The organism is Spiroplasma endosymbiont of Panzeria rudis, assembly GCF_964019705.1.
In the GTDB taxonomy this organism is placed as follows: domain Bacteria; phylum Bacillota_I; class Bacilli_A; order Mycoplasmatales; family VBWQ01; genus Spiroplasma_E; species Spiroplasma_E ixodetis_A.
Genome location: NZ_OZ026460.1, coordinates 603,688 through 626,733 on the forward strand (window position 1 = coordinate 603,688; position 23,046 = coordinate 626,733).

At 24.7% G+C, this 23,046-nt stretch carries 20 protein-coding genes, 1 tRNA gene and 3 pseudogenes; 20 read left to right on the forward strand and 4 right to left on the reverse strand.

The features are described from left to right. Positions 1-7: 7 nt before the first annotated feature. The 10 genes and pseudogenes from AACK89_RS03355 to AACK89_RS03400 all read left to right on the forward strand — a co-directional run bounded on the left by AACK89_RS03355 (position 8) and on the right by AACK89_RS03400 (position 10,090). Positions 8-1,247, forward strand: a pseudogene (locus AACK89_RS03355) (IS256 family transposase). Positions 1,248-1,549: 302 nt separating this feature from the next. Further along, positions 1,550-1,852 carry a hypothetical protein gene (locus AACK89_RS03360; RefSeq protein ID WP_281749399.1) on the forward strand — a complete coding sequence of 101 codons (303 nt, stop codon included), beginning with the start codon at positions 1,550-1,552 and terminating at the stop codon, positions 1,850-1,852. Between the two features lie 54 nt (positions 1,853-1,906). After that, positions 1,907-3,265 carry an Mbov_0396 family ICE element transmembrane protein gene (locus AACK89_RS03365; RefSeq protein WP_338979170.1) on the forward strand — a complete coding sequence of 453 codons (1,359 nt, stop codon included), beginning with the start codon at positions 1,907-1,909 and terminating at the stop codon, positions 3,263-3,265. Positions 3,266-3,299: 34 nt separating this feature from the next. Next, on the forward strand, positions 3,300-3,428 hold the full coding sequence (locus AACK89_RS03370; RefSeq protein WP_255495888.1) for a hypothetical protein: 129 nt from the start codon (positions 3,300-3,302) through the stop codon (positions 3,426-3,428). Positions 3,429-3,473: 45 nt separating this feature from the next. Next, positions 3,474-5,357 (forward strand): VirD4-like conjugal transfer protein, CD1115 family, encoded by a 1,884-nt coding sequence (locus AACK89_RS03375; protein WP_281749401.1) that lies wholly within the window; start codon positions 3,474-3,476, stop codon positions 5,355-5,357. 115 nt (positions 5,358-5,472) lie between these two features. Further along, positions 5,473-6,572 (forward strand): IS3 family transposase gene (locus AACK89_RS03380; protein ID WP_338979172.1). Its coding sequence is split into 2 segments (ribosomal slippage): positions 5,473-5,716 and positions 5,716-6,572, totalling 1,101 coding nucleotides; the frame shifts between segments, so codons are not numbered across the junction. A 216-nt stretch (positions 6,573-6,788) separates the two neighbouring features. Beyond that, on the forward strand, positions 6,789-7,430 hold the full coding sequence (gene pgsA, locus AACK89_RS03385; protein WP_281749402.1) for a CDP-diacylglycerol--glycerol-3-phosphate 3-phosphatidyltransferase: 642 nt from the start codon (positions 6,789-6,791) through the stop codon (positions 7,428-7,430). Between the two features lie 23 nt (positions 7,431-7,453). Beyond that, entirely contained in the window at positions 7,454-8,260 is an 807-nt protein-coding gene (locus AACK89_RS03390; protein WP_252320132.1) for an SDR family NAD(P)-dependent oxidoreductase, read from the forward strand. A 146-nt stretch (positions 8,261-8,406) separates the two neighbouring features. After that, entirely contained in the window at positions 8,407-8,961 is a 555-nt protein-coding gene (locus tag AACK89_RS03395; RefSeq protein ID WP_338973674.1) for a hypothetical protein, read from the forward strand. Between the two features lie 598 nt (positions 8,962-9,559). After that, a complete protein-coding gene (locus AACK89_RS03400; protein WP_338979174.1) occupies positions 9,560-10,090 on the forward strand; it encodes a hypothetical protein in 531 nt (176 codons plus the stop codon). A gap of 262 nt (positions 10,091-10,352) precedes the next feature. On the opposite strand, the pseudogene AACK89_RS03405 reads toward AACK89_RS03400, so the two are convergent. Next, positions 10,353-11,451 (reverse strand): annotated as a pseudogene (locus tag AACK89_RS03405) (IS3 family transposase). A 22-nt stretch (positions 11,452-11,473) separates the two neighbouring features. Beyond that, positions 11,474-11,689 carry a hypothetical protein gene (locus AACK89_RS03410; protein WP_338979176.1) on the reverse strand — a complete coding sequence of 72 codons (216 nt, stop codon included), beginning with the start codon at positions 11,687-11,689 and terminating at the stop codon, positions 11,474-11,476. A gap of 434 nt (positions 11,690-12,123) precedes the next feature. Between AACK89_RS03410 and AACK89_RS03415 the strand changes: the two genes are divergently transcribed. From AACK89_RS03415 to AACK89_RS03435, 5 genes are all read left to right on the forward strand, one after another. Then, complete coding sequence (locus AACK89_RS03415) at positions 12,124-12,792, forward strand: hypothetical protein (protein WP_338979178.1); 669 nt, start codon at positions 12,124-12,126, stop codon at positions 12,790-12,792. A 16-nt stretch (positions 12,793-12,808) separates the two neighbouring features. Further along, positions 12,809-13,480, forward strand: a complete 672-nt coding sequence (cmk, locus tag AACK89_RS03420; protein WP_338979180.1) for a (d)CMP kinase — start codon at positions 12,809-12,811, stop codon at positions 13,478-13,480. Between the two features lie 27 nt (positions 13,481-13,507). Then, positions 13,508-14,839, forward strand: a complete 1,332-nt coding sequence (gene der, locus AACK89_RS03425) for a ribosome biogenesis GTPase Der (protein WP_338979183.1) — start codon at positions 13,508-13,510, stop codon at positions 14,837-14,839. Between the two features lie 223 nt (positions 14,840-15,062). Beyond that, entirely contained in the window at positions 15,063-15,911 is an 849-nt protein-coding gene (locus AACK89_RS03430) for a rolling circle replication-associated protein (protein ID WP_338979185.1), read from the forward strand. 98 nt (positions 15,912-16,009) lie between these two features. After that, complete coding sequence (locus AACK89_RS03435) at positions 16,010-16,213, forward strand: hypothetical protein (protein WP_338979187.1); 204 nt, start codon at positions 16,010-16,012, stop codon at positions 16,211-16,213. On the opposite strand, the gene AACK89_RS03440 is transcribed toward AACK89_RS03435, so the two are convergent. Further along, the gene (locus tag AACK89_RS03440) at positions 16,200-17,438 is read right to left on the reverse strand and encodes an IS256 family transposase (RefSeq protein ID WP_338979276.1); all 1,239 of its coding nucleotides are present in this window, start codon (positions 17,436-17,438) and stop codon (positions 16,200-16,202) included. The genes AACK89_RS03435 and AACK89_RS03440 overlap by 14 nt on opposite strands. Before the next feature lie 96 nt (positions 17,439-17,534). On the opposite strand from AACK89_RS03440, the pseudogene AACK89_RS03445 reads away from it, so the two are divergent. Next, positions 17,535-17,741, forward strand: a pseudogene (locus AACK89_RS03445) (IS3 family transposase); the annotation flags it as partial. On the opposite strand, the gene AACK89_RS03450 reads toward AACK89_RS03445, so the two are convergent. After that, complete coding sequence (locus tag AACK89_RS03450) at positions 17,715-17,846, reverse strand: hypothetical protein (RefSeq protein ID WP_338979189.1); 132 nt, start codon at positions 17,844-17,846, stop codon at positions 17,715-17,717. The pseudogene AACK89_RS03445 and the gene AACK89_RS03450 sit on opposite strands and share 27 nt — an antisense overlap. A 286-nt stretch (positions 17,847-18,132) precedes the next feature. On the opposite strand from AACK89_RS03450, the gene AACK89_RS03455 reads away from it, so the two are divergent. The 4 genes from AACK89_RS03455 (at position 18,133) to lon (ending at position 22,982) form a co-directional block, all read left to right on the forward strand. Further along, a tRNA-Arg gene (locus tag AACK89_RS03455) sits at positions 18,133-18,208 on the forward strand. A 36-nt stretch (positions 18,209-18,244) separates the two neighbouring features. Further along, on the forward strand, positions 18,245-19,006 hold the full coding sequence (locus AACK89_RS03460; RefSeq protein ID WP_338979191.1) for a DUF3196 family protein: 762 nt from the start codon (positions 18,245-18,247) through the stop codon (positions 19,004-19,006). Between the two features lie 15 nt (positions 19,007-19,021). Continuing rightward, positions 19,022-20,332: a trigger factor gene (tig, locus tag AACK89_RS03465; protein ID WP_338979193.1), complete on the forward strand. Its 1,311-nt coding sequence runs from the start codon at positions 19,022-19,024 to the stop codon at positions 20,330-20,332. Between the two features lie 265 nt (positions 20,333-20,597). Beyond that, complete coding sequence (gene lon, locus AACK89_RS03470) at positions 20,598-22,982, forward strand: endopeptidase La (RefSeq protein WP_338979195.1); 2,385 nt, start codon at positions 20,598-20,600, stop codon at positions 22,980-22,982. Positions 22,983-23,046: the final 64 nt, after the last annotated feature.

Below are 23,046 nucleotides of genomic sequence, written 5' to 3' on the forward strand. Positions count from 1 at the left end.
GTTACAGATGGCTAAAAAAGATAACTTTAATAATAATGATCCAATATCAAAAGCAGTAGATTTATTACTAGAAAATACTGAAGATTTAACAACAGTTTTTAAACCTGGCGGTTTATATAAAGAATTAACAAAAAGATTAGTTGAAAAAATGTTGAATTCTGAAATGCAAAATTATTTAGGATATGAAAAAAATCAACATAGTACTACTGAAAATGCTCGTAATGGTACAAGTTCAAAAAAATTAATAACTCAACAAGGTAAAATTGAAATTGATGTACCAAGAGATCGCAATAGTAATTTTACTCCTGTAATAGTTCCTAAAAGGCAAAGAAGATTTGATGGTTTTGATCAACAAGTTCTTTCCTTGTATGCAAAAGGAATGACATTATCTGACATTAGAATGCAGTTGCAAGAGTTATATCATGGTGCTGATATTAGTGAAAGTGTTATTAGTCAAATTACTGATGATGTTATTGATGATGTTAAAGCATGACAAAATCGACCATTAGAAAGTATTTATCCTATTGTTTATTTTGATTGTATAGTAGTTAAAGTACGACAAGATAAACGGATTATTAACAAATCAGTTTATATAGCATTAGGAGTTGATTTAGAAGGCAAAAAAGATGTTTTAGGATTATGAATTAGTGAAAATGAAGGTTCTAAGTTTTGATTATCTAATTTCACAGAAATGAAAAATCGTGGCTTAAATGATATTCTTATTGCTTGTAGTGATAATTTAACAGGCATGTCAGAAGCAATACAATCAGTTTATCCTAAAACAGAACATCAATTATGCATTGTTCATCAAATTAGAAATAGTTTAAAATATGTTTCATACAAACATCGAAAAGGTCTAGTTGCAGATTTAAAACCAATTTATAGTGCATGTAGTGAAGAACAAGCAATGCAAGCTTTAGAATCGTTTGAAAGTAAATGAAATAAACAATATCCTCAAATTACTAAATCTTGATATAAAAATTGAGATAATTTAATGGTTTTTATTAGTTATCCAGTAGAAATCAAAAGAGTGATTTATACTACAAATGCTATTGAATCTGTTAATAGTCAATTACGAAAAATCATCAGAAATAAAAAAGTTTTTCCTAATGATATGACAGTTTTCAAAATATTTTCAATTGCCAATTGAAAATATAACAAAAAAATGAACATTGCCTATTCAAAATTGAAATATAGCAATTGCTCATTTTATGATAAAATTTGAAGACAGAATTAATCTAAATTAGTAACTTTGTAAAACAAAGATACACAGATTATTAAAAAGCCTCTTTTATTTAAATAATAAATTTTATAAAATAATAAAAAATAAGTTGATAAAATTGAAAATTTTTATTTACTTTATTTTAAAACCAACTATAATTAATGTGTATCAACATTATTTATAACATATGAATTTGACTGTAAGTCCTAATTTATCTCTTTAAGGAGTAAAATAGGGCTTATTATATTATTAGATAAATTCATGCTTTATAAACAATTTTGATTAGTAAATAATTTTATTTTTTTATTATTTAAGGAGAAAAAACTTATGATTTTTAATTATCTATCAGATGGACCTGATATAAATAAAATCATTGATGTAGCAAAACCTTATGTTTCGGCACTTGCAGGATTGCTAATTGCTGCTTTAATTGCATTTAGTGTTTTTAAAATAATTATATTGGCAAAAGATTTAGCGGCTGCTGGTGATGATCCACAACGTAGAAGTGAGATTAAAAAAGCGTTTATGTATACATTAATTGCACCAATTATTGGTATTACTGCATCAGCAATAATAATTGCTCTTGTGCAAGCCTTTGGTGGTAATCCAAATATTCTTCCTACTAACTAAAGAAAGTTATATATTAACTTGATATTAAGTTATGAAGAGAAAAGAGATGAAAATATGGATTGACTAACAGATATTATACTAGGAGCTTTATTATTTATACCTTGACTTATTTTCATTCAAGGACCATTATATTTAATTGACATTTTATTGAGATCACCTAATCATGGTCATGGCGGCATATTTGATTATTTAACAACTGATGCGATAACTAATTTAGTTTTTGGAGATTTTACTAAAGACCCACTTAATAGTAAAAATTTACCAGTATTTTTTTCAGCATTAGCAATTGTTTCAATTGGCGTAATACTTATTATGTTTATTATGCAATTAATTATTATCCAATTTACTGAAACACATACAATTAGAGAAAAATTAGGTAAGGCTATAAAAAATACATTTTTAGCTTTTTTAGTAATTGTTTTCATTCCATTTTTTATGAGTACTATAAATTATTTAATAACAGGATTATTGGCAGTTTTACAAATTACAGCTTTAGGAAAAAATGCTAGTTTAGCTGATTTATTATGAGGTATTGGTGCACCCGATGCTAATGCTGCTCAGCATGATCCTGGTGTTTATTCAATGCCATCTATTTCTCAATTAAAACATTGAAACTTTATTCTTGAAATTATTGCGGTGTGATTTACTTTATATGTATTATTTGTTGCATCAATGACATTGGTTGAAAGAATTATTGATTTATTACTTTTATTTTCAATATCACCAATTGTTGCTTCTATGATGCCTGTTGATCAAGGAAAAAGATTGGGTGTTTGAAAAGAAATGGTAATAGGTAAGTTTATTATTGGTCCAGGAACGATGTTACCTATTTATATATTCCTTGAAATATTACCAAAAGCAATAGTAGATATTACTAATAATACTAATTTTAGTTGACTTGAAAAACAAGTTTTATATACATTATTTTGTACAGCCGGTGCTATTAGTTGTTTAAGAACTCAAAAAATTATTAATCACTTAGTAACACAAAACTTAGGTGTACAAAGTGCTATTGATTCTAATGGAGCAGCTATTGCTGGAAATATTATGGGTAAAGCTCGGACTTTTGCTAGCCTTGCAGCCGGTGGTGCTGGTGCATTAAAACTTGGAAAACAAATTGCATTTGGTGGTGCTAAAGATGGAAGAAATCCTGATGGTAGCGAAAAGAAAGCAAATAGACTATTAAAAAATGGTATCGCGGGTTATTTAGGTAAAGGTACTAAAGGAGTTGCTAAAGGAATTGGTAAATTTCAAAATTCTAATGATCATGGTACTAAATGACAAGATACAAAAAATAATTTAAAAAGTCCTTTCGTTGGATTAAAAAATATGGCTAATGCTGCTTTTAAGGAACCTGTTGTAAATTTAAATAATATTAGAAAGAATGCAAGAAGAGGAGATTCTGATGAATAAAAAAGTAAAATATTAAAATCTTGGAGAAATAATCATGAAATTTAAAAAAACAAAAAATGAATTTAAAAAGAAAAAAAGTTATCGTTGAAGACGTAATGTAACTATTGGTATTTTATTATTAATAATATCAGGTATTGCTGGTGTTATTTCCCAATATGGGTAAAATATAAATTATTATAAAATATATAAAAAATAAAGGAACATAAAAATGAAATTTATTCGTCAAAAAAAATGAGTACTACCAGCAGTAATTATAATTGTTATACCCTTTTTAGTATTAATAAATACTTTATTAGTTTATGCTTTAGTCTTTGTTCGTAACATGTTTTCTCATAGTGGGGATAATCAACAACCATTTACACTTAAATTTTTAATACAGGATGTTATTAATTATTGATTAATATTTTTAATTCTATTTCTTATTGAATTTTCAGTTTTATTATCTTACTTTATGATTCATAAATATAAAATTTATCGTGAAACTCATAATAAAAGTCGCTTTTTACGTGATTCAAAAAATAAAGTGTATGGATCTGCTGCTTGATTAACACCCACTGAAATTGCTAATACCTTTCCTTTATCAAAAACTGTTGAAAATGATTACGGTATTGTTGTTCAAACAACAAAGACTAAAATTGGTGGTGTCCAATTTAATATTAAGTCTGATGCTCATAATATTGTAATTGGGGGAACAGGAAGTGGTAAAACTCAAAAATTAGTTATTCCAACTATATATTTAAATGCCCAATCAAAAATTAAACCATCAATGGTTATTACTGACCCAAAAGGAGAATTATTTCAAAATCATTCTAAAATATTAAAAGATAATGGTTACGATGTTTATGTTATTAATTTACGTGATACATCAGTATCTAATTCATGAAATCCTTTTGTTAAAGTATATGATTTTTATGTAGAATCAATGCGTTTAAAAAAAGAAAATAATCCTTTAAATGAATCAATTACTTATGAATCAATGGCATTATCATGAATTAATGATATTGTTGAAGCCTTATTTCCTGAATCAGATCCAAAACAAAAATTTTGAAATCAATCAGCGATGCAAGTTGTTAAATCAATTATGTTATTTATGCTAGAACAACTTGAAGATCAACCTGATGTTCCGTTAAAATACTTTAGTATGTCAAATGCTGCTATTGTTGCTACTAATCGTCAACGATATGTTGAAATTCTAAAAAAAATGCCAACTCATAGTTTAGCTCGTCAAATTGGTTTAGGTGCATTAGAAGGTGCTGAAGAAACTGCGGGATCAATTAGTCAAATGGTTGCTAATGGATTACGTTTATTTACTGATCCAGTGACACGAAATATTAGTTGTAGTAATGATATAAATTTAGATGAAATTGTAAAAAAACCAAGTGCTGTTTTCTTAGTTGTACCTGATGAAAGTAATGAACGTAATGCTTTTGTATCAATGTTTATTGCACAGTTATATAAAAATACAATTCGTTATGCAAGTACTTTGCCTGATATTAAATTACCACGTCCTTTATACTTTTTATTTGATGAGTTTGGTAATATACCAACGATTGCTAGTATGGCACAAATGATTACTGTTGCACGAAGTCGTAATATTTTTTTCATGATGATTATGCAAGATTTACAACAATTAACACAAAAATATGGTAAAGAAACAGCAGAAACTATTTTTAATAACTGTATTTTGCATACTTTTTTGCAAACTATGGATTTACAAACTGCTAATAAATATTCAGATATGTTCGGTGAAAAAACAATTATTAATTATAGCCATTCTGGTAATAAAGATAAAAAAGCTGATAATATTAATTCATCATTACAAGGTAAAAAATTAATTACAGGTAGTGAGTTAATGAAATTAGATTTTGATACTGCTGTTATTTTTTTAGCAAAACATAATCCAGCAAAAACACGTTTAATTCCGTTTTATGAATGAGGAAGTAAACCGGCAGGACAAGCAACTGTTACAAATGCTTCACGTTTAATTGATTTTAATAAAGATTATTATTTAAGTTATATTGGCTTATTCTATTATATTGAGAAAAGAAAAAATCCACAAGCTGCTGCCGAAAGAGAAAAATCAGAAAAATAAAAAACAAACAATAGTTAAGAAATTGTATATAAAAGAATATGGATAGGTTACACTTTATTGGACACTAATTACGTAGACAAGTGAACAAATTAGTTAAAAGAAAGGAACTATAATTATGGCCAATATTAACTCATATACCGATGAATTTAAAAAACAAATAGTAGCTTTATATCAAAGCGGTAAGTCAGTGTCTTGTCTTGCTAAAGAGTACAATGTTACAAGAGCAGCTACTTATAATTGAATTAAGCAATTTACTAATTCAGGCAGTTTTAAAACTAAAGATAATCGTTCTATTGAAGAAAATGAATTAATTAAATTAAGAAAAGAATTAAAACAGTTACGAATGGAAAATGATATTTTAAAGCAAGCAGCACTAATAATAGGCAGAAAATAGAAATTATTGCTAAAAATAAAGTTAAATATAAAATTCGCACAATGTGTCGTTTTTTAAAACTTTCTAAATCAACATATTATTTTAATTTAAAGGAAAAAGAAAAAAAACAAAATAATATTTATGATGAAGCTGTTATTAGTGCTTTTAAAGAAAATAAAGAAGTTTATGGAACAAGAAGATTAAAAGTTGTTCTAAAAGAAAAGAATATTTATTTGTCATGCAGAAAAATTAAAGAAATTATGAATAAACATAATTTAATATCAAAATACACTAAATTATCATTCAAAAATCATCATAATAAAGTCAACGATAGTCAAATAACCAATATCGTTAATAGAAACTTTAATAATAGGCTTAAAAATGAAGTTATTGTTAGTGATTTAACTTATGTTCAAGTTAATGGTAAATGAAACTATATTTACCTATTAATTGACCTATTTAACCGCGAAATTATTGGACATAGTGTAGGTACTAAAAAAGATGCATCATTAGTACATCAAGCATTTATGCACTCAAATCGTTGTTTAAAAGATATTCAAATATTTCATAGTGATCGCGGTAATGAATTTAATAATAAAATTATTGATAAACTTTTACTAGCATTCAATATTAATCGCTCTTTAAGCAAAAAAGGTTGTCCTTATGATAACGCTGTTGCTGAAGCAACTTTTAAAACTTTCAAAATTGAATTTATTAATGATAAAAATTTTACATCATTAATCCAATTAAAATTAGAATTATTTGATTACATCAACTGATATAACAACATAAGAATTCACAGCACTTTAAACTACTTAACTCCAGTTAATTATCAAAAATAAATATCTACCAAAAAATAGTCCTAAAAAGGGTTGCCATTCCAAATATTTATTTTAATATATAAATGTATATTATTGATAGATATAGAAAATAACGATATACTTATTTCATGAATAGATCAAAAATATAAGTTTTACTTTTTATAAATTATGCTAAAAAAGGTAAGTACATAATAATGTTAAATATTATAAATAAACTTATATGAAAGGATTTTAAATATGAATGTTCCCAATATTATTTCTTTAATAAGATTAATATTAGTTCCAATTATTGTTAGTTTAATGATTATCGGTCCAATAGATAATGATAATTTTTATCATCTTTGAATAACAAGTATTAATATTAATAATTATAGTTTACCAATTAGTTGGTTAATAGCAGCAATTTTATTTATTATTGCTGCCATTAGTGATTTTATTGATGGATGATGAGCAAGAAAATTTAATCAGGTAACAACTTTTGGTAAATTTTTTGATTCAATTGCAGATAAACTTTTAACTAATGGTGTTTTAATTGTAATGGCATGTGGTACTATAATTCCGGTTTGAATGGTAGTTATTTTGGTATTACGTGATTTTATTATTGATGTAGTTCGTCAAATTTTGGCTACTAAAGGCACAGTAATGGCTGCTGATAAATATGGTAGAATAAAGGCAGCAGTACAAATGTTAGGAATTACAATTTTATTTTTTATTAATTGACGATTTTTAAATGGTAGTGTTAATGGTCATAGTAATAATGATCAATATGGTTTAATTAATCAATTAGTAATGATACCAATGTACGTTGCTACAGTATTAAGTATTTTTAGTGCTTATAATTATATTAGTTCAAATAGTAAAAAAATGTTTAATATCTAAAAATAAAAGGAGTATTAATATAAATGATAAATAAAGTAATTGTTTTGAATCAGTGAGCAGTAGTTACAGGAGCGTCTAAAGGATTGGGATATTATTACTGTCAAGCATTATTAGCACAAGGTTATCACGTATTAGGGGTATCACGTGATAGTAAAAAAATATTAGAATTAGCAGATAAGTATCCACACTTACAAGTTAAAAATTATGATTTAGATTTATCTGATTTAAAAAATATTTATAAATTATTTGAGTTATCAAAAGAATTAAATGTAACAGTAGTTATTAATAATGCTGGTTATGGTGTTTGAGGAACATTTGCAGATAGCATGTTAGAACAAGAATTAAATATGATTAATTTAAATATTTCTTGTTTACATATTTTAACAAAGTTATTTGTTCAACGTTTTAGTAAAAATAATTATGGTCGTGTTATTAATATTGGAAGTATGGCAGCTTTTAGTCCAGGGCCTGTTTTTGCTAGTTATTATGCTTCTAAATCATATGTTTGAAGTTTAGGTGTTGCAGTTAATTATGAATTAAAAAGAGCAAAAAGTAAAGTAAGAGTAATTACAATTTGTCCAGGTCCATTAAAAACTGAATTTTGAAATCGTAGTAGTAATGGTAAAGGAAATAAAGAACATTATAGTTCATTATTACCAGTTTTAGATACTGAAACTTATGCTAAAAAGTCTTTACAAACAGCCTTAAAAACAAAAAGAAAAAGTTTTATTATTACAGGAATTTCTAATAAAATTACAAGAACTATTATTAGAATATTACCTTTAAAAACAGTACTTAAATTAGTATATAATTATCAAAAAAATCGCTAATAATGAATTTCATTTTTTATTTTAATCGTAAAAATTATTAAAAAACATTTATTATAAATGTTTTTTATTGTTTTTTTAAAAGAAAGGTTTATGATGTATCCAACTTCTTAAGATTTTAAGAAGTTATTAAAAAAGAGGTGTTATTTATGAAAAAATATTTATCAATGTTAACAACAGCAGCATTATCAGCAGCATCAATATTTTCAACTTCTTCGATATTAAATTCATATGTAAAAAATTCCAATTTAATAAATGTTGATAATTTACATGATGTAATACAACAAATTGATATTGTTGAATACCCTATTTTTGCTGATAATGGAGAAACTACAACTAAAACTTTTGAAAAAAATGTTATTGTTCTTTTTAGTGATCCTTCAAAATTAAAATATATAGAATTAACTGATATAAAAAGTCATGTCGATTTTCATATAAATGGAAAAGATTATTATTATAATGATCAAAGTAAGAATTCAGTTATTGTATCTAGTGATACAAAGTTTATTGATAATAGTATTTCACATGAAGGAAATATGAATAAAGTTCAACAAACAGTTAGTTACGATTATGATTGAAATCAAAAAGCATTTATTTTTAAATTTGTTAGTGTTGAAACAGTTACAGCAAATAATGAAAAAGATACTCAGTTTGTAAGAGGTTATTTTACTACTAGTTTAAAGTTAAATTTGCATGAATTTTAATTTATAGTTTAAAATATTATTTTTTTAACTTAATTAGAGAAATTATATTATAAAAGTAGTACTTAAGTATTACTTTTATTTATTTTTTTGTTTTTTAAAATAAAATAATTATAATAAAATAAATAATATTTATATTATAAAATTAATTAAAGCATTAATAATAATTTATAATAATGATTAATCAAAATATATTATATACAGTATGAGATTCTATTGTAATTTGGTTTAAATTTGTTATTATTATATTTGTCCTAAAACTTTAGGACAAAACATCAGTTTAATTAATTTAAAATTGTAAATTTGGCTTTATGCCCTTATATGAGTAATTTTCATGTAAGGGTTTTGTATTTTAATTTATTAATATGAGTCTTTAATTTAGTTTAAAAACTCAATTTAATATCTATTCCAATTTCATAAATTAATATTCCCACTTACCCTTAAACCAAAATTTATACAGACTAATAATTAAAAACATTTTAAAATTTATATCATTATAATTTAAAAGTATTAAGTTTAAGGTCAAATTTACTCTTTTATGGTAATTAAGTTTGTTTATAGTAAAAGTATTATTAAAACTTTAGAAAATGAGGTTTATTAAATGCATAATATTATAAATTGTGGCATTTATTTTGCCAATGTGCCATTAACAAAAACAACTAACGAAACTAGATGTGAAAATATAAATTGTAATTATCAATATTGTAATGGTTGCAAACTTGAAACGGTTATCATTTGAACACAAACTCCTGATCAAAAATGTTTAATAATTCCTATTATTAGAAATTCAATTGAACAACATGAGCAAAGCCTAGGCTTATTAGGTGATAACTTATCTATTATTAAATTGAAAAAATCTAATAATAATTCTATTTTAAGTTTTCGCGAGGAAGATATTAGTTATGCTGATCTTAATCGTGCAACTTGAATTAAAAACTTTAGAATTGGTGATGAATACTTAATCAATGGAGAACTTCGTGTCTTAAATGAAACTGAAATTCATGATTTATCTTTTAGAGTAAAAACATTATCAATATCAAGTATTAATACAATTGCCAATATTGGTATTAATAAAAATTTAAATTTAAATAATAAAATTGTAAGTTATAGTGACAATACTTTGAAAGAATAATTTCTTAAAACAATTAAAAATATAAAAATTCTTAATATTAAATTTCTCTCTCTTTTAAAATTAAAAAATAATAAAGAATTGTCTAAAGTATTTTAAAATTCAAAAATTAGATAAATATTCTTTATTTTTTTTATTTTTACATTATTTCATTGGTTGGTCTAATAATAATTTCATTTCAAGTAGCATCAGCAGGTAATTCAATTGCTTGTTTTATTGTTAGTTGGAATGGCAACCCTTTTTAGGACTATTTTTTGGTAGACATTTATTTTTGATAATTAACTGGAGTTAAGTAGTTTAAAGTGCTGTGAATTCTTATGTTGTTATATCAGTTGATGTAATCAAATAATTCTAATTTTAATTGGATTAATGATGTAAAATTTTTATCATTAATAAATTCAATTTTGAAAGTTTTAAAAGTTGCTTCAGCAACAGCGTTATCATAAGGACAACCTTTTTTGCTTAAAGAGCGATTAATATTGAATGCTAGTAAAAGTTTATCAATAATTTTATTATTAAATTCATTACCGCGATCACTATGAAATATTTGAATATCTTTTAAACAACGATTTGAGTGCATAAATGCTTGATGTACTAATGATGCATCTTTTTTAGTACCTACACTATGTCCAATAATTTCGCGGTTAAATAGGTCAATTAATAGGCAAATATAGTTTCATTTACCATTAACTTGAACATAAGTTAAATCACTAACAATAACTTCATTTTTAAGCCTATTATTAAAGTTTCTATTAACGATATTGGTTATTTGACTATCGTTGACTTTATTATGATAATTTTTGAATGATAATTTAGTGTATTTTGATATTAAATTATGTTTATTCATAATTTCTTTAATTTTTCTGCGTGACAAATAAATATTCTTTTCTTTTAGAACAACTTTTAATCTTCTTGTTCCATAAACTTCTTTATTTTCTTTAAAAGCACTAATAACAGCTTCATCATAAATATTATTTTGTTTTTTTCTTTTTCCTTTAAATTAAAATAATATGTTGATTTAGAAAGTTTTAAAAAACGACACATTGTGCGAATTTTATATTTAACTTTATTTTTAGCAATAATTTCTATTTTCTGCCTATTATTAGTGCTGCTTGCTTTAAAATATCATTTTCCATTCGTAACTGTTTTAATTCTTTTCTTAATTTAATTAATTCATTTTCTTCAATAGAACGATTATCTTTAGTTTTAAAACTGCCTGAATTAGTAAATTGCTTAATTCAATTATAAGTAGCTGCTCTTGTAACATTGTACTCTTTAGCAAGACAAGACACTGACTTACCGCTTTGATATAAAGCTACTATTTGTTTTTTAAATTCATCGGTATATGAGTTAATATTGGCCATAATTATAGTTCCTTTCTTTTCACTAATTTGTTCACTTGTCTACGTAATTAGTGTCCAATAAAGTGTAACCTATCCATTCTAATATTTGATTAATATATGGAACCATACTGTTTAAGTTAGCTTGCACACTAATAGGATCAACGTTATCTAGTACATTAATATTATTACTATCAGTATTTCCAGTAGTAGTTGTATGTTCAATTTTTAAATGCCCTAAAATAAATGTAGTTTTTTGCATATTTTATTCTCCTTTGTTACTAAAATAAATTATTATTTTTAGTTTTAGTTTATTTTAAGATTAAGATTTACCTAATGTAATATTTTTTTATTTTTAATATCGATAATAGTAAGATATTTATAATAATGTGAAAGTGATATTAGATAAAAATATTTTTTGTAAATCTTAATTTAAGTCTATAATTGAAAAAATGAATATACAATAAAAAAATAATGCTTGCATAAAAATATAAATTTTTCTAATATTTTATTTTAATAATGTTTAAAACAAAACTAAGCAAAAACAATTATTTTTTAAAATATTATCAATATTATCAATATTATCAATAGTTAAATTTGTATATTATAATGATTTTATATATTTATGTTATAATCAAGAAAATTATTATTACTATTAAAAATAAATCAGTATTGGAATTTTTTAAATATTAATTTGTGGGTGCTTTAATGACAAGAATGGAAAAGTATAAAAGTTTACGTGAACAAATTACTAAAGAAATTAAAGAAAATAGTAAGCTTTGAGAACAAGAACAAAAAATAGAAAATTATTATCAGCAACTAATAAAAATTGATCAATCATATTTTGAGCCAATTTTTCAAAAATTAAATTCTGATTTAAATTTAGTTAATTTTGAAAATTATTTTATTAAAAATAATGAACAACATTTAGATGATAATGATAAATTAATATTGGAAAATATGTTAGAAAATATTAATAATATTTTAAAAAAATATAGTGAAAATATTGATTTTGAAATAGTTGATGTGCCATTAATAAGTACTAACTTGGAATATCAAACGTTAATTAATAGTATGCATAATAAAATAAATGAATTTCAAAAAGACTTAGAAAGTAAAATTCATGATGTCAAAAATTTTGTTAAAAATTTAGAATTTAAATATAAAAAGTATAAAATAAATAATAGTGATCTTAATAAAGGACTAAAAGAAATTAATCAAGAACATAATAATTTTCAAGATGAATTACAAAAAATTAAAATTAAGCATAATTATAAATGAAGTTTAACAGTATTTAGTATTATCATTATTTGTTTAATTTTAATAGTCGTGTTAGTATTATCATTAATATTATTTATTAAGTAGAGAATGGAGAAAAACAATGTACCCAAAGATTAATATTGCAATAGATGGTCCAGCAGCTAGTGGTAAATCAGCGGCAGCATATTTGCTTTCTAAAAAAATTGATTATCAATTTATGGATACAGGAATTATGTATCGTAGTTTTACTAATCATTGTTTAAAAAATAAAATTGCTTTTGAAAGTGAAGATTTAATACTTGCAGCACTACAAATTTTTGATATAAGATGAGTTAATGGTCATTTTTTATTTAATGATCAACCACCAACAGAAGAAATTTATGATAAAAATGTTACTAGTAAAGTACCAATAATTGCTTCGTTATCTGAAGTTAGAAAAGTTATGGTTGCTAGAATTCAAGAAATGGTTAGAAGTCAAGGCTTTATTGTCGTTGGCAGAGATATTAGTAGTGTTGTTTTACCTGATGCTCAATTAAAGATTTTTTTAACTTCTAGTTTACACGCTCGTAGTGAAAGAAGATATAAACAGTATATTAAAGAGGGTATTAATATTACGCAAGAACAAGTATATAACGATATGGTAATTCGTGATAATGTTGATAAAACTCGTAGCACTGGCCAACTAGTAATTGTTGAAGATGCAGTTATTTTAGATAATAGTGATTATAATTTACAAACGACCGTTGATAAATTAAAAATTTTATATGATAATTACTTTAGTCATAAAAAATAATATTTTAAATATAAGGATTTGAATAAAATGAATAAGTTACCAAAAGTAGTAATTGTAGGACGCCCTAATGTTGGTAAATCTTCAATTTTTAATCGTATATTACAAAAAAAAGTAGCAATAATTGAAGATATGCCTGGAGCAACTAGAGATCGAATTTATGGCATTGGTGAATGATTAACACAAAATTTTGTGATTATTGATACGGGTGGTATTACTAAAACGATTACTAATTTTACTCAACAAATCAATCAACAAGTTAATATTGCTTTAGCTGAGGCTGATATTGTTTTATTTGTTTGTTCTTATCAAGAAGGTCTAACTCACGAAGATGAAGATATTGCCAAATTATTATACAGAACTAAGAAACCGGTTATTATTATTGCAAATAAATATGATAATGTTCAAAAAGATAATGATAAAATTTATGATTATTTAAAAGTTGGCTTTGGCGAACCAATTTTAGTATCTGCTAGTCATGGTGTTGGTTTTGGTGATTTATTAGATATGATAATTACTAAGTTACCAAAAGAGGTTCATACAGAAAAAAAAGAAAATATTAATTTAGCAATTATTGGTCGTCCCAATGTTGGTAAATCAAGTTTAGTTAATACTATTCTTCAAGAGAATAGAGTTATTGTTTCACCAATAGCAGGAACAACAACTGATGCTATTAATAGTAATTTTGTTTATAATAAAAAACAATATTGTGTTATTGATACTGCGGGAATTCGTAGAAAAGGAAAAATTACTGAAGATTTAGAAAAATATAGTTTAATTAGAACTACTAATGCCATTGAACGTAGTGATATTGTTTTGTTTTTATTAGATGGTAGTGTTGAAATTCAAGAACAAGATTTAACAATAGCAGGAATGGCAAAAAATTTAGATAAGCCAGTTATTATTATTGTTAATAAATGAGATTTAGTTAAAAAAAATGAAAAAACAATGCAAGAGTTTACTAAAAAAATTAAAGAAAAATTTAAATATCTTGAGTATTCTTTTGTTGTATATTTATCTGCTTTAGAAAATACTAGAATTCATACTTTATTTGCTACTATTAATGAAGTATTAGTTAATATGAATTTAAGAATTAAAACAAGTATTCTTAATGAAATAATTAATAAAGCTCAATTAATTAATGAGCCGCCTTACTTTAAAGGTGGTAGATTAAAGATATATTACACAACACAGGTTGAAAAAAATCCGCCTACTTTTATTTTAATGGTAAATGATCCACAACGATGTCATTTTTCTTATGAACGTTTTTTAATTAATCAAATTCGTGAACGATTTGGTTTTCAGGGTGTACCAATTAAATTAAGATTTAGAATGCGTAAGTCATTGTATAATAAACAATAAAAAAGTGTAAAATTTTGTGATTATATTTATTTTAAAGAAAATTATTGTATATATTGATTGTATAATAATATTATTAAGTAACACAATTCACCGCAAGATAATTTATTAAATTAAGTAACACAATTCACCGCAAGATAATTTATTAATTATTTTGTTTTTTATGTTATGATTAGTTTGTTAGTAAAAATATATAAAATTATTAAAAATGGTTGGAGTTTTATATATGCAAGAAAATTTTTATATTAAAAAAGTTTATTATGGTGCTTATGTAAAAAATATAATTTTACCTATGAGTGCTATTTTAAATAATAAGCGTAATGAAGTTGGTATTAAAAATTTAGGTATTAATGATAAAAAGTTACGTAATTCTACTATTCGTACTAAAACAAAATTAATACATAAAGCGTATCATAATTTTTATAATTCAAAAGTTTTAAGTTTTGTTACTTTAACTTATGCTGATAATATGCAAGATATTAATAAAGCAAAACATGATATTGCTATATTCTTTAAGCGTTTAAAACGTTGATGAAATGACCCTAAACGTGCTAAATATTTAGGTGAATTAAAATATATGTATGTTTATGAATATCAAAAACGCGGTGCTATTCACTTTCATATATTATTTAATAGAAAAATACATAAAAGTATGTTGCCACAATGATGACCATTTGGTTTTAATGATGTAAGAGTTGTTCAAAAAGGTACTAATGAAAATATAGTTAAGTATTTAAGTAAATATGTTGTAAAAGTACAAAATGATATAAAATCTCAAAATCAATATGATTTAGGTGTTCGTGCTTATGCTTTTTCTCGTAATTGTTCTAATCCAAAAGTAGTTAAAGGTCAAAAGATAATGTTATATCAACGTTTAATTGATGCTTCTGTTAATGCTTTACATACACAATTTTTTAAAAAGAAAATTGATAATTTGGGTCGTACTATACTTTTTGGTGGTAGTTTTGATACTACTGTTTTTGGTGATAATTTTAAAGATTATGATCAATATGTCTCAATTGATAGTATTAGATTTAGAAATGCAATTAAACGTGTACCAAGAATTTTACATTAAATTTATTTTTTTCTTTTTTTTATATTATAATTATTTTATTAAAAAGAAAGGTAGAAAAGTTAAAAATAATGAATTTTTTTGATATTAAAAAAAAGAGAATGGAATATATTAATAATTCTGTTGATGTAATCAAAAAAGATTTGGATATTAAAGAAAAATTGGATTTACATGTTGCAAAGTTAGATAATGACTGTATTATTTGTTATAAAATTTTATTAAAATTATCAAAAGAAAATGTGATTTTTTGAGGCTTTTTAATAATCTGTGTATCTTTGTTTTACAAAGTTACTAATTTAGATTAATTCTGTCTTCAAATTTTATCATAAAATGAGCAATTGCTGTATTTCAATTTTGAATAGGCAATGTTCATTTTTTTGTTATATTTTCAATTGCCAAGTAAAATATTTTGAAAACTGCCATATCATTAGGAAAAACTTTTTTATTTCTGATGATTTTTCGTAATTGACTATTAACAGATTCAATAGCATTTGTAGTATAAATCACTCTTTTGATTTCTACTGGATAACTAATAAAAACCATTAAATTATCTCAATTTTTATATCAAGATTTAGTAATTTGAGGATATTGTTTATTTCATTTACTTTCAAACGATTCTAAAGCTTGCATTGCTTGTTCTTCACTACATGCACTATAAATTGGTTTTAAATCTGCAACTAGACCTTTTCGATGTTTGTATGAAACATATTTTAAACTATTTCTAATTTGATGAACAATGCATAATTGATGTTCTGTTTTAGGATAAACTGATTGTATTGCTTCTGACATGCCTGTTAAATTATCACTACAAGCAATAAGAATATCATTTAAGCCACGATTTTTCATTTCTGTGAAATTAGATAATCAAAACTTAGAACCTTCATTTTCACTAATTCATAATCCTAAAACATCTTTTTTGCCTTCTAAATCAACTCCTAATGCTATATAAACTGATTTGTTAATAATCCGTTTATCTTGTCGTACTTTAACTACTATACAATCAAAATAAACAATAGGATAAATACTTTCTAATGGTCGATTTTGTCATGCTTTAACATCATCAATAACATCATCAGTAATTTGACTAATAACACTTTCACTAATATCAGCACCATGATATAACTCTTGCAACTGCATTCTAATGTCAGATAATGTCATTCCTTTTGCATACAAGGAAAGAACTTGTTGATCAAAACCATCAAATCTTCTTTGCCTTTTAGGAACTATTACAGGAGTAAAATTACTATTGCGATCTCTTGGTACATCAATTTCAATTTTACCTTGTTGAGTTATTAATTTTTTTGAACTTGTACCATTACGAGCATTTTCAGTAGTACTATGTTGATTTTTTTCATATCCTAAATAATTTTGCATTTTAGAATTCAACATTTTTTCAACTAATCTTTTTGTTAATTCTTTATATAAACCGCCAGGTTTAAAAACTGTTGTTAAATCTTCAGTATTTTCTAGTAATAAATCTACTGCTTTTGATATTGGATCATTATTATTAAAGTTATCTTTTTTAGCCATCTGTAACTCACTCTTTCTAGTCATTTAATTATATTTACTAGAATTAATTAAACATAGTTATTTTTGTAAGTTACACAGATTACTAAACATTTCCATCGCTCTTTAAGCAAAAAAGGTTGTCCTTATGATAACGCTGTTGCTGAAGCAACTTTTAAAACTTTCAAAATTGAATTTATTAATGATAAAAATTTTACATCATTAATCCAATTAAAATTAGAATTATTTGATTACATCAACTGATATAACAACATAAGAATTCACAGCACTTTAAACTACTTAACTCCAGTTAATTATCAAAAATAAATGTCTACCAAAAAATAGTCCTAAAAAGGGTTGCCATTCCAATGTTCCTGTAGTTATTGTGACACCAGCAATTACTTTTCTTTTTGTACTTATTTCACTAGGCATAATACTTTTCTTCCTTTTCTTTTTCAATATTTAATTTAATAAAAATCCTAATATAGAAATAATTTCTATATTAGTAATGAACAATTATTAAATTACAAAAAATATTATAATATAAAAAAATGAAAATATTTTATTTTTTTTAAAAAAAATATTACTTAAAGGTACATAATGAAATATCAAAATAATATTAAATATATTATTATTATTATTATTTTATTGAAAAGTAGCCAATTAATAATTGCATTTTTTAATCAAACAAGTTAAGATTACTTATGGTAAATGTTATGCCCACGTAGCTCAGTGGATAGAGCACCGCCCTTCTAAGGCGGGGGTCAGAAGTTCGAATCTTCTCGTGGGCGCCATTAAATTTTAAAATACTAAGAAGGTTTAACTAAATAATGATAAATCATGACAATTATTATCAAGACATTATTGGTAAAATTAACCACCTCATTAGTGAAAATAAATGAGATCAAGCAATGAAGTTGGTCAAACATGAATTAGAGATGCCTTATATTCCTATTCATCATGAAGTTACATTACAAGAGTTACATCATAATATTACTACTCATATTAGATTAAATAGTAAAAATGAAAGTCATGAGTGAAATTTAGAGAGAATAAGTCATGTATTAATGAATCCATTTGATGAAGATCTTCATCCGGTGGCATTTTATTATTTACAAAGTCATAATGCTAGGTTAATTTTACCAACAATTAAGATTTATCTTACAAATAAAAATATAAATAATATAAATAAAACACAACTATTATTTATATTAAATAATCAAGGTATTGATGAAGAAATAGAAGTAATAAAAGGTCATGATACATTTAAAATTAATCCAAAAAAAATAAAACAATGACAAGAATCACTCGTTTATTTAAAGATTACAAAAATATTTGAAGATGAAGTTCATATTGATAATCCAGGTATTTATGGTATTTGCTTGTTTTTATTGGATAGTTATTTTGAGAATTTGTTTCCAACATTACCTAATAAAAATCAAGCAGCAGCATTAGCAGCTGCTTTGTATATTCGTGCTTGTAGTTTCCAATTTATTAGTGTAAAATTGGTAGAAAGTGCTAAAAAATTTAAAACTACTACTACTTTAATAAAAAAATACTTAAGTATTATGATTCAACAACAAATTACATAAGGAGAGATTTGAAAAATGACATTAAATATTATAAAAGATGAAAAAAATGGTCTTGGAAAATGACATGTTACCATTGATGCTAAAACTTGAAAAGATCAATTGGCAAAAGCTGAAAATAAATTGATTGCACAAGTAGAAATTCCTGGATTTCGTAAAGGAAAAGTTCCTACTAAAATCGCTAAAAAACATGTAACTGAAGAACAAACTTTACAAACAGCAACTAAAGCAGTTATTACTATTGCTTATGATTTTGCCTTAAAACAAAAACCTAACTTAATGCCTACTAATCAACCCGAAGTTAATGTGGAAAAATCTACTATTAAAGAGTGTGAAATAATGTTTGTATTTGATTTACCAGCAGAAATTACTATTGGTAAATATCGTGGTATTGATATAGTAAAACCTGTAGCAACTGTTAATCAAGAAGAAATTGATACTCAAATTAAACTATTACAAGATCGTTTTGCTATTTTTAATCCAAAAGAAAAAGGAAAATTAGAAAAAGGTGATACTGCGGTTTTTAATTTTACTGGTTTTTTAGAAGGTAAAAAATTCCCTGGCGGTGAAGCTAAAAACATGGAATTAGAAATTGGTTCTGGTAAATTTATTCCTGGTTTTGAAGAAGGAATGATCGGTATGGAACCTAAATCTAAAAAAACTATTGAAGTAACTTTCCCAGAAGATTATCATGTTCCAAATTTAAAAGGTCAATTAGTACAATTTGAAATTGAATTAAACGAAATAAAAACAAAAGTTATTAATGAAGATTTAGAAGAATTAGTAAAAGATGTTAACATTCCAGATGTTACTACTACTGAACAATTATTAGAAAATATTAAAAAACAAATTGAAGTACAAAAAACAATGACAATTAAGGAACAATTTATGGAAGAACTTATTGCTAAAATTGTTAAAGATTCAAAAATAATAATTCCAAATTTTGCTGTTAAAAATGAAACTGAACGTTTAGAAAATGAATTTAAAAAACAATTAGCTAATCAAAACTTTACAATTGAAAACTATATGGCAGCAACCGGTTTATCTCATGAAGAAATTATTAATGAAATAAAAAAGGATGCAATTATGCAACTTCAGAATTTTTTAGTTATTGAAGAAATTATTAAACAAGAAAAAATAGAAATTACCGAAGAAGAAGTTCAAAAACAATTAACAACATTTGCCGACCAATTTAAAATAAGCATTGAAGAAGTTAAAGCAAATATTAAAGATTTAAGTTTAGTGACTACTACCCTAAAACGTAATAAAGCCTTTGATTTATTATGAGAAAGTAACGGTAAAAACCAAAAGCAAACAACAAGTGCTTAATTAATTTAATTTGATAATTATTATATAACCTAATTACCAATTTAATAATTAGGTTATTTTATCGTTTATTTTTTTTCAAAAAGTAAAAATTATCAAAAAAAAAATAAATGTAATAAAATACTACTAGTATAAATTAAATATGAATTAATAAGTGCTGCTGTAATAGTATAGTATAAATCAAAAATTAGATATTTTAGCAATTAAGTATTGCAAGTGCTAATGTTTTATATTATAATCCAGTTAATACATTATTTGAGGTGAGACAATGAAGATAAAAAATATTACTAATATTCCAGTACTAGTAACAAGAGGAAGTTTTGTTTTCCCAACAGTTGAAATAGAACTAGAAGTTGGCAGACATAAATCAGTAGCGGCAATTAATGAATCGGTAGCTAAGTTTAATTCAGAAATTATTTTAGTTTCGCAAAAGGATCCAAAAGTAGATAATCCTCAATTAAGTGAAGTCTACAATCATGGTACTTTGTGTAAAGTGCAAATTCAAAAAAGTCATAATGATGGTACACTTACCGTATTTTTTTATGGACAACAAAGAGTTAAAGTTTCTAAGTTTTATGATGATAAATTTTATACAGGAGATGCTGAAACTTTAGTTAGTCCTAATGTTTCAAAATCATTAGAAGAAGAGTTGATCCAAAGAATTGTAAATAATTTACAACAGATTTTAGATGTTCATGGTTCAATTCCACAAGGTGTAATTAGTCAAATCACCGATGGAATGAAAGCTAGTGAAATTATTGATAAAATGGCTCAATTTTTACCATTTTTAACTATCAATAAACGCCAAGAAATTTTACAAGAAATTGATATTAATAAACGTTTAGATTTATTATTGAAAGATGTTGGTGGTCAAAAACAAGTTGGTGCTATTGAAAAGGATTTAACAGCTAAAATTAAAGATCGTATTGATGAACAACAACGTGAATTTTATTTACGAGAAAGATTGCGTGCTATTAAAGAAGAATTAGGCGAAATTGATGGTAAGTCTAATGAAATGAAACGTTATTTAGAACGTTTAGAAACAGAAGAGTTTCCTGAAGCAATCAAAACTCGTGTTAAAGAAGAAATTAGTCGTTATGAAGATATGCCACAAGTTTCAAGTGAATCAAATATAATTCGTACATACATTGATTGAATGATGACTTTACCTTGATTTCAAAAAAGTGAAGAAAAATTTGATTTAATTAATGCAAAAAAAATTCTTGATAAATATCACTATGGTTTAGAAAAAGTTAAAGAAAGAATTATTGAATATCTTGCTGTTAAAAAAATGGCTAAGGCAATGCCAGGGCAAATTATTTGTTTAGTTGGTCCTCCTGGTGTTGGTAAGACTTCTTTAGCTAAATCAATTGCTGAAGCGATGGGGCGTACTTTCGTTAAAGTTTCACTTGGTGGAGTTAAAGATGAATCTGAAATTCGTGGTCATCGTAAAACTTATATTGGTGCGATGCCAGGAAGAATTATCCAAGGTATGAAACGTGCTAAAGTTATTAATCCATTATTTTTATTAGATGAAATTGATAAAATGTCATCTGATTATCGTGGTGATCCAGCTAGTGCTATGTTAGAAGTATTAGATCCTGAACAAAATGCTAATTTTTCAGATCATTATATTGAAGAAAATTATGATTTATCACAAGTTATGTTTCTAGCAACAGCTAATTATATGGAAGGTATCCCTGAACCATTAAAAGATCGAATGGAAATTATTGAGCTTTCTTCATATACAGAATTAGAAAAACTTGAAATTGCAAAAAAATATTTAATTCCTCGTGTTATTGAAATTACTGGTTTAAATAATAAAATGTTAAAATTTAAACCAAATTCAATTGAAGAAATAATTAAATATTATACAAGAGAATCAGGTGTTCGACAATTAGAAAGATTATTAAATAAAATTGCTCGTAAATTTATTGTTAAACTTTTGAATAAAAAAATTAGTACTGAAGAAATTGTTGCTGATAATGTTAAAGATTATTTAGGAAAACAAATTTTCGATTATACTAAAAAAGAAAATGAATCACAAATTGGAGTGGTAACTGGTCTTGCTTATACTCAATATGGTGGTGATATCTTACCAATTGAAGTAAACTACTTTAAAGGAAAAGGTAATTTAGTATTAACTGGTAAATTAGGTGAAGTTATGAAAGAATCTGCTACTATTGCTTTAGATTATATTAAAGCAAATGCTATTACTTTCAATATTCCTGATACTTTCTTTGCAGAACATGATATTCATATCCATGTTCCTGAAGGAGCAGTGCCAAAGGATGGTCCAAGTGCTGGTATTACTTTAACAACTGCAATTATTTCTGCTCTGACAAGTAGACCTGTATCAAAAGATATTGGTATGACAGGTGAAATTACACTTCGTGGTCATGTATTACCAATTGGTGGATTAAAAGAAAAATCAATTTCTGCTCATCGTAGTGGACTAAAAACAATTTTAATTCCAAAAGCTAATATAAAAGACTTAGAAGATATTCCAGAAGAAGTAAAGAAAAAATTAAATATTGTTTCAGTTGAATTTTATTCTGAAGTATATGATTTTATTTTTAATAAACATAAAGCAAAAATTCACTCACCTATTAATAATATTAAACCAACTTCAAGTATTATTGATGAAGGTTAAAATCTAATTAAATTATTAATAACTATAACTTTAAAAAAGTAAATACTAAAAACAAGTATTTACT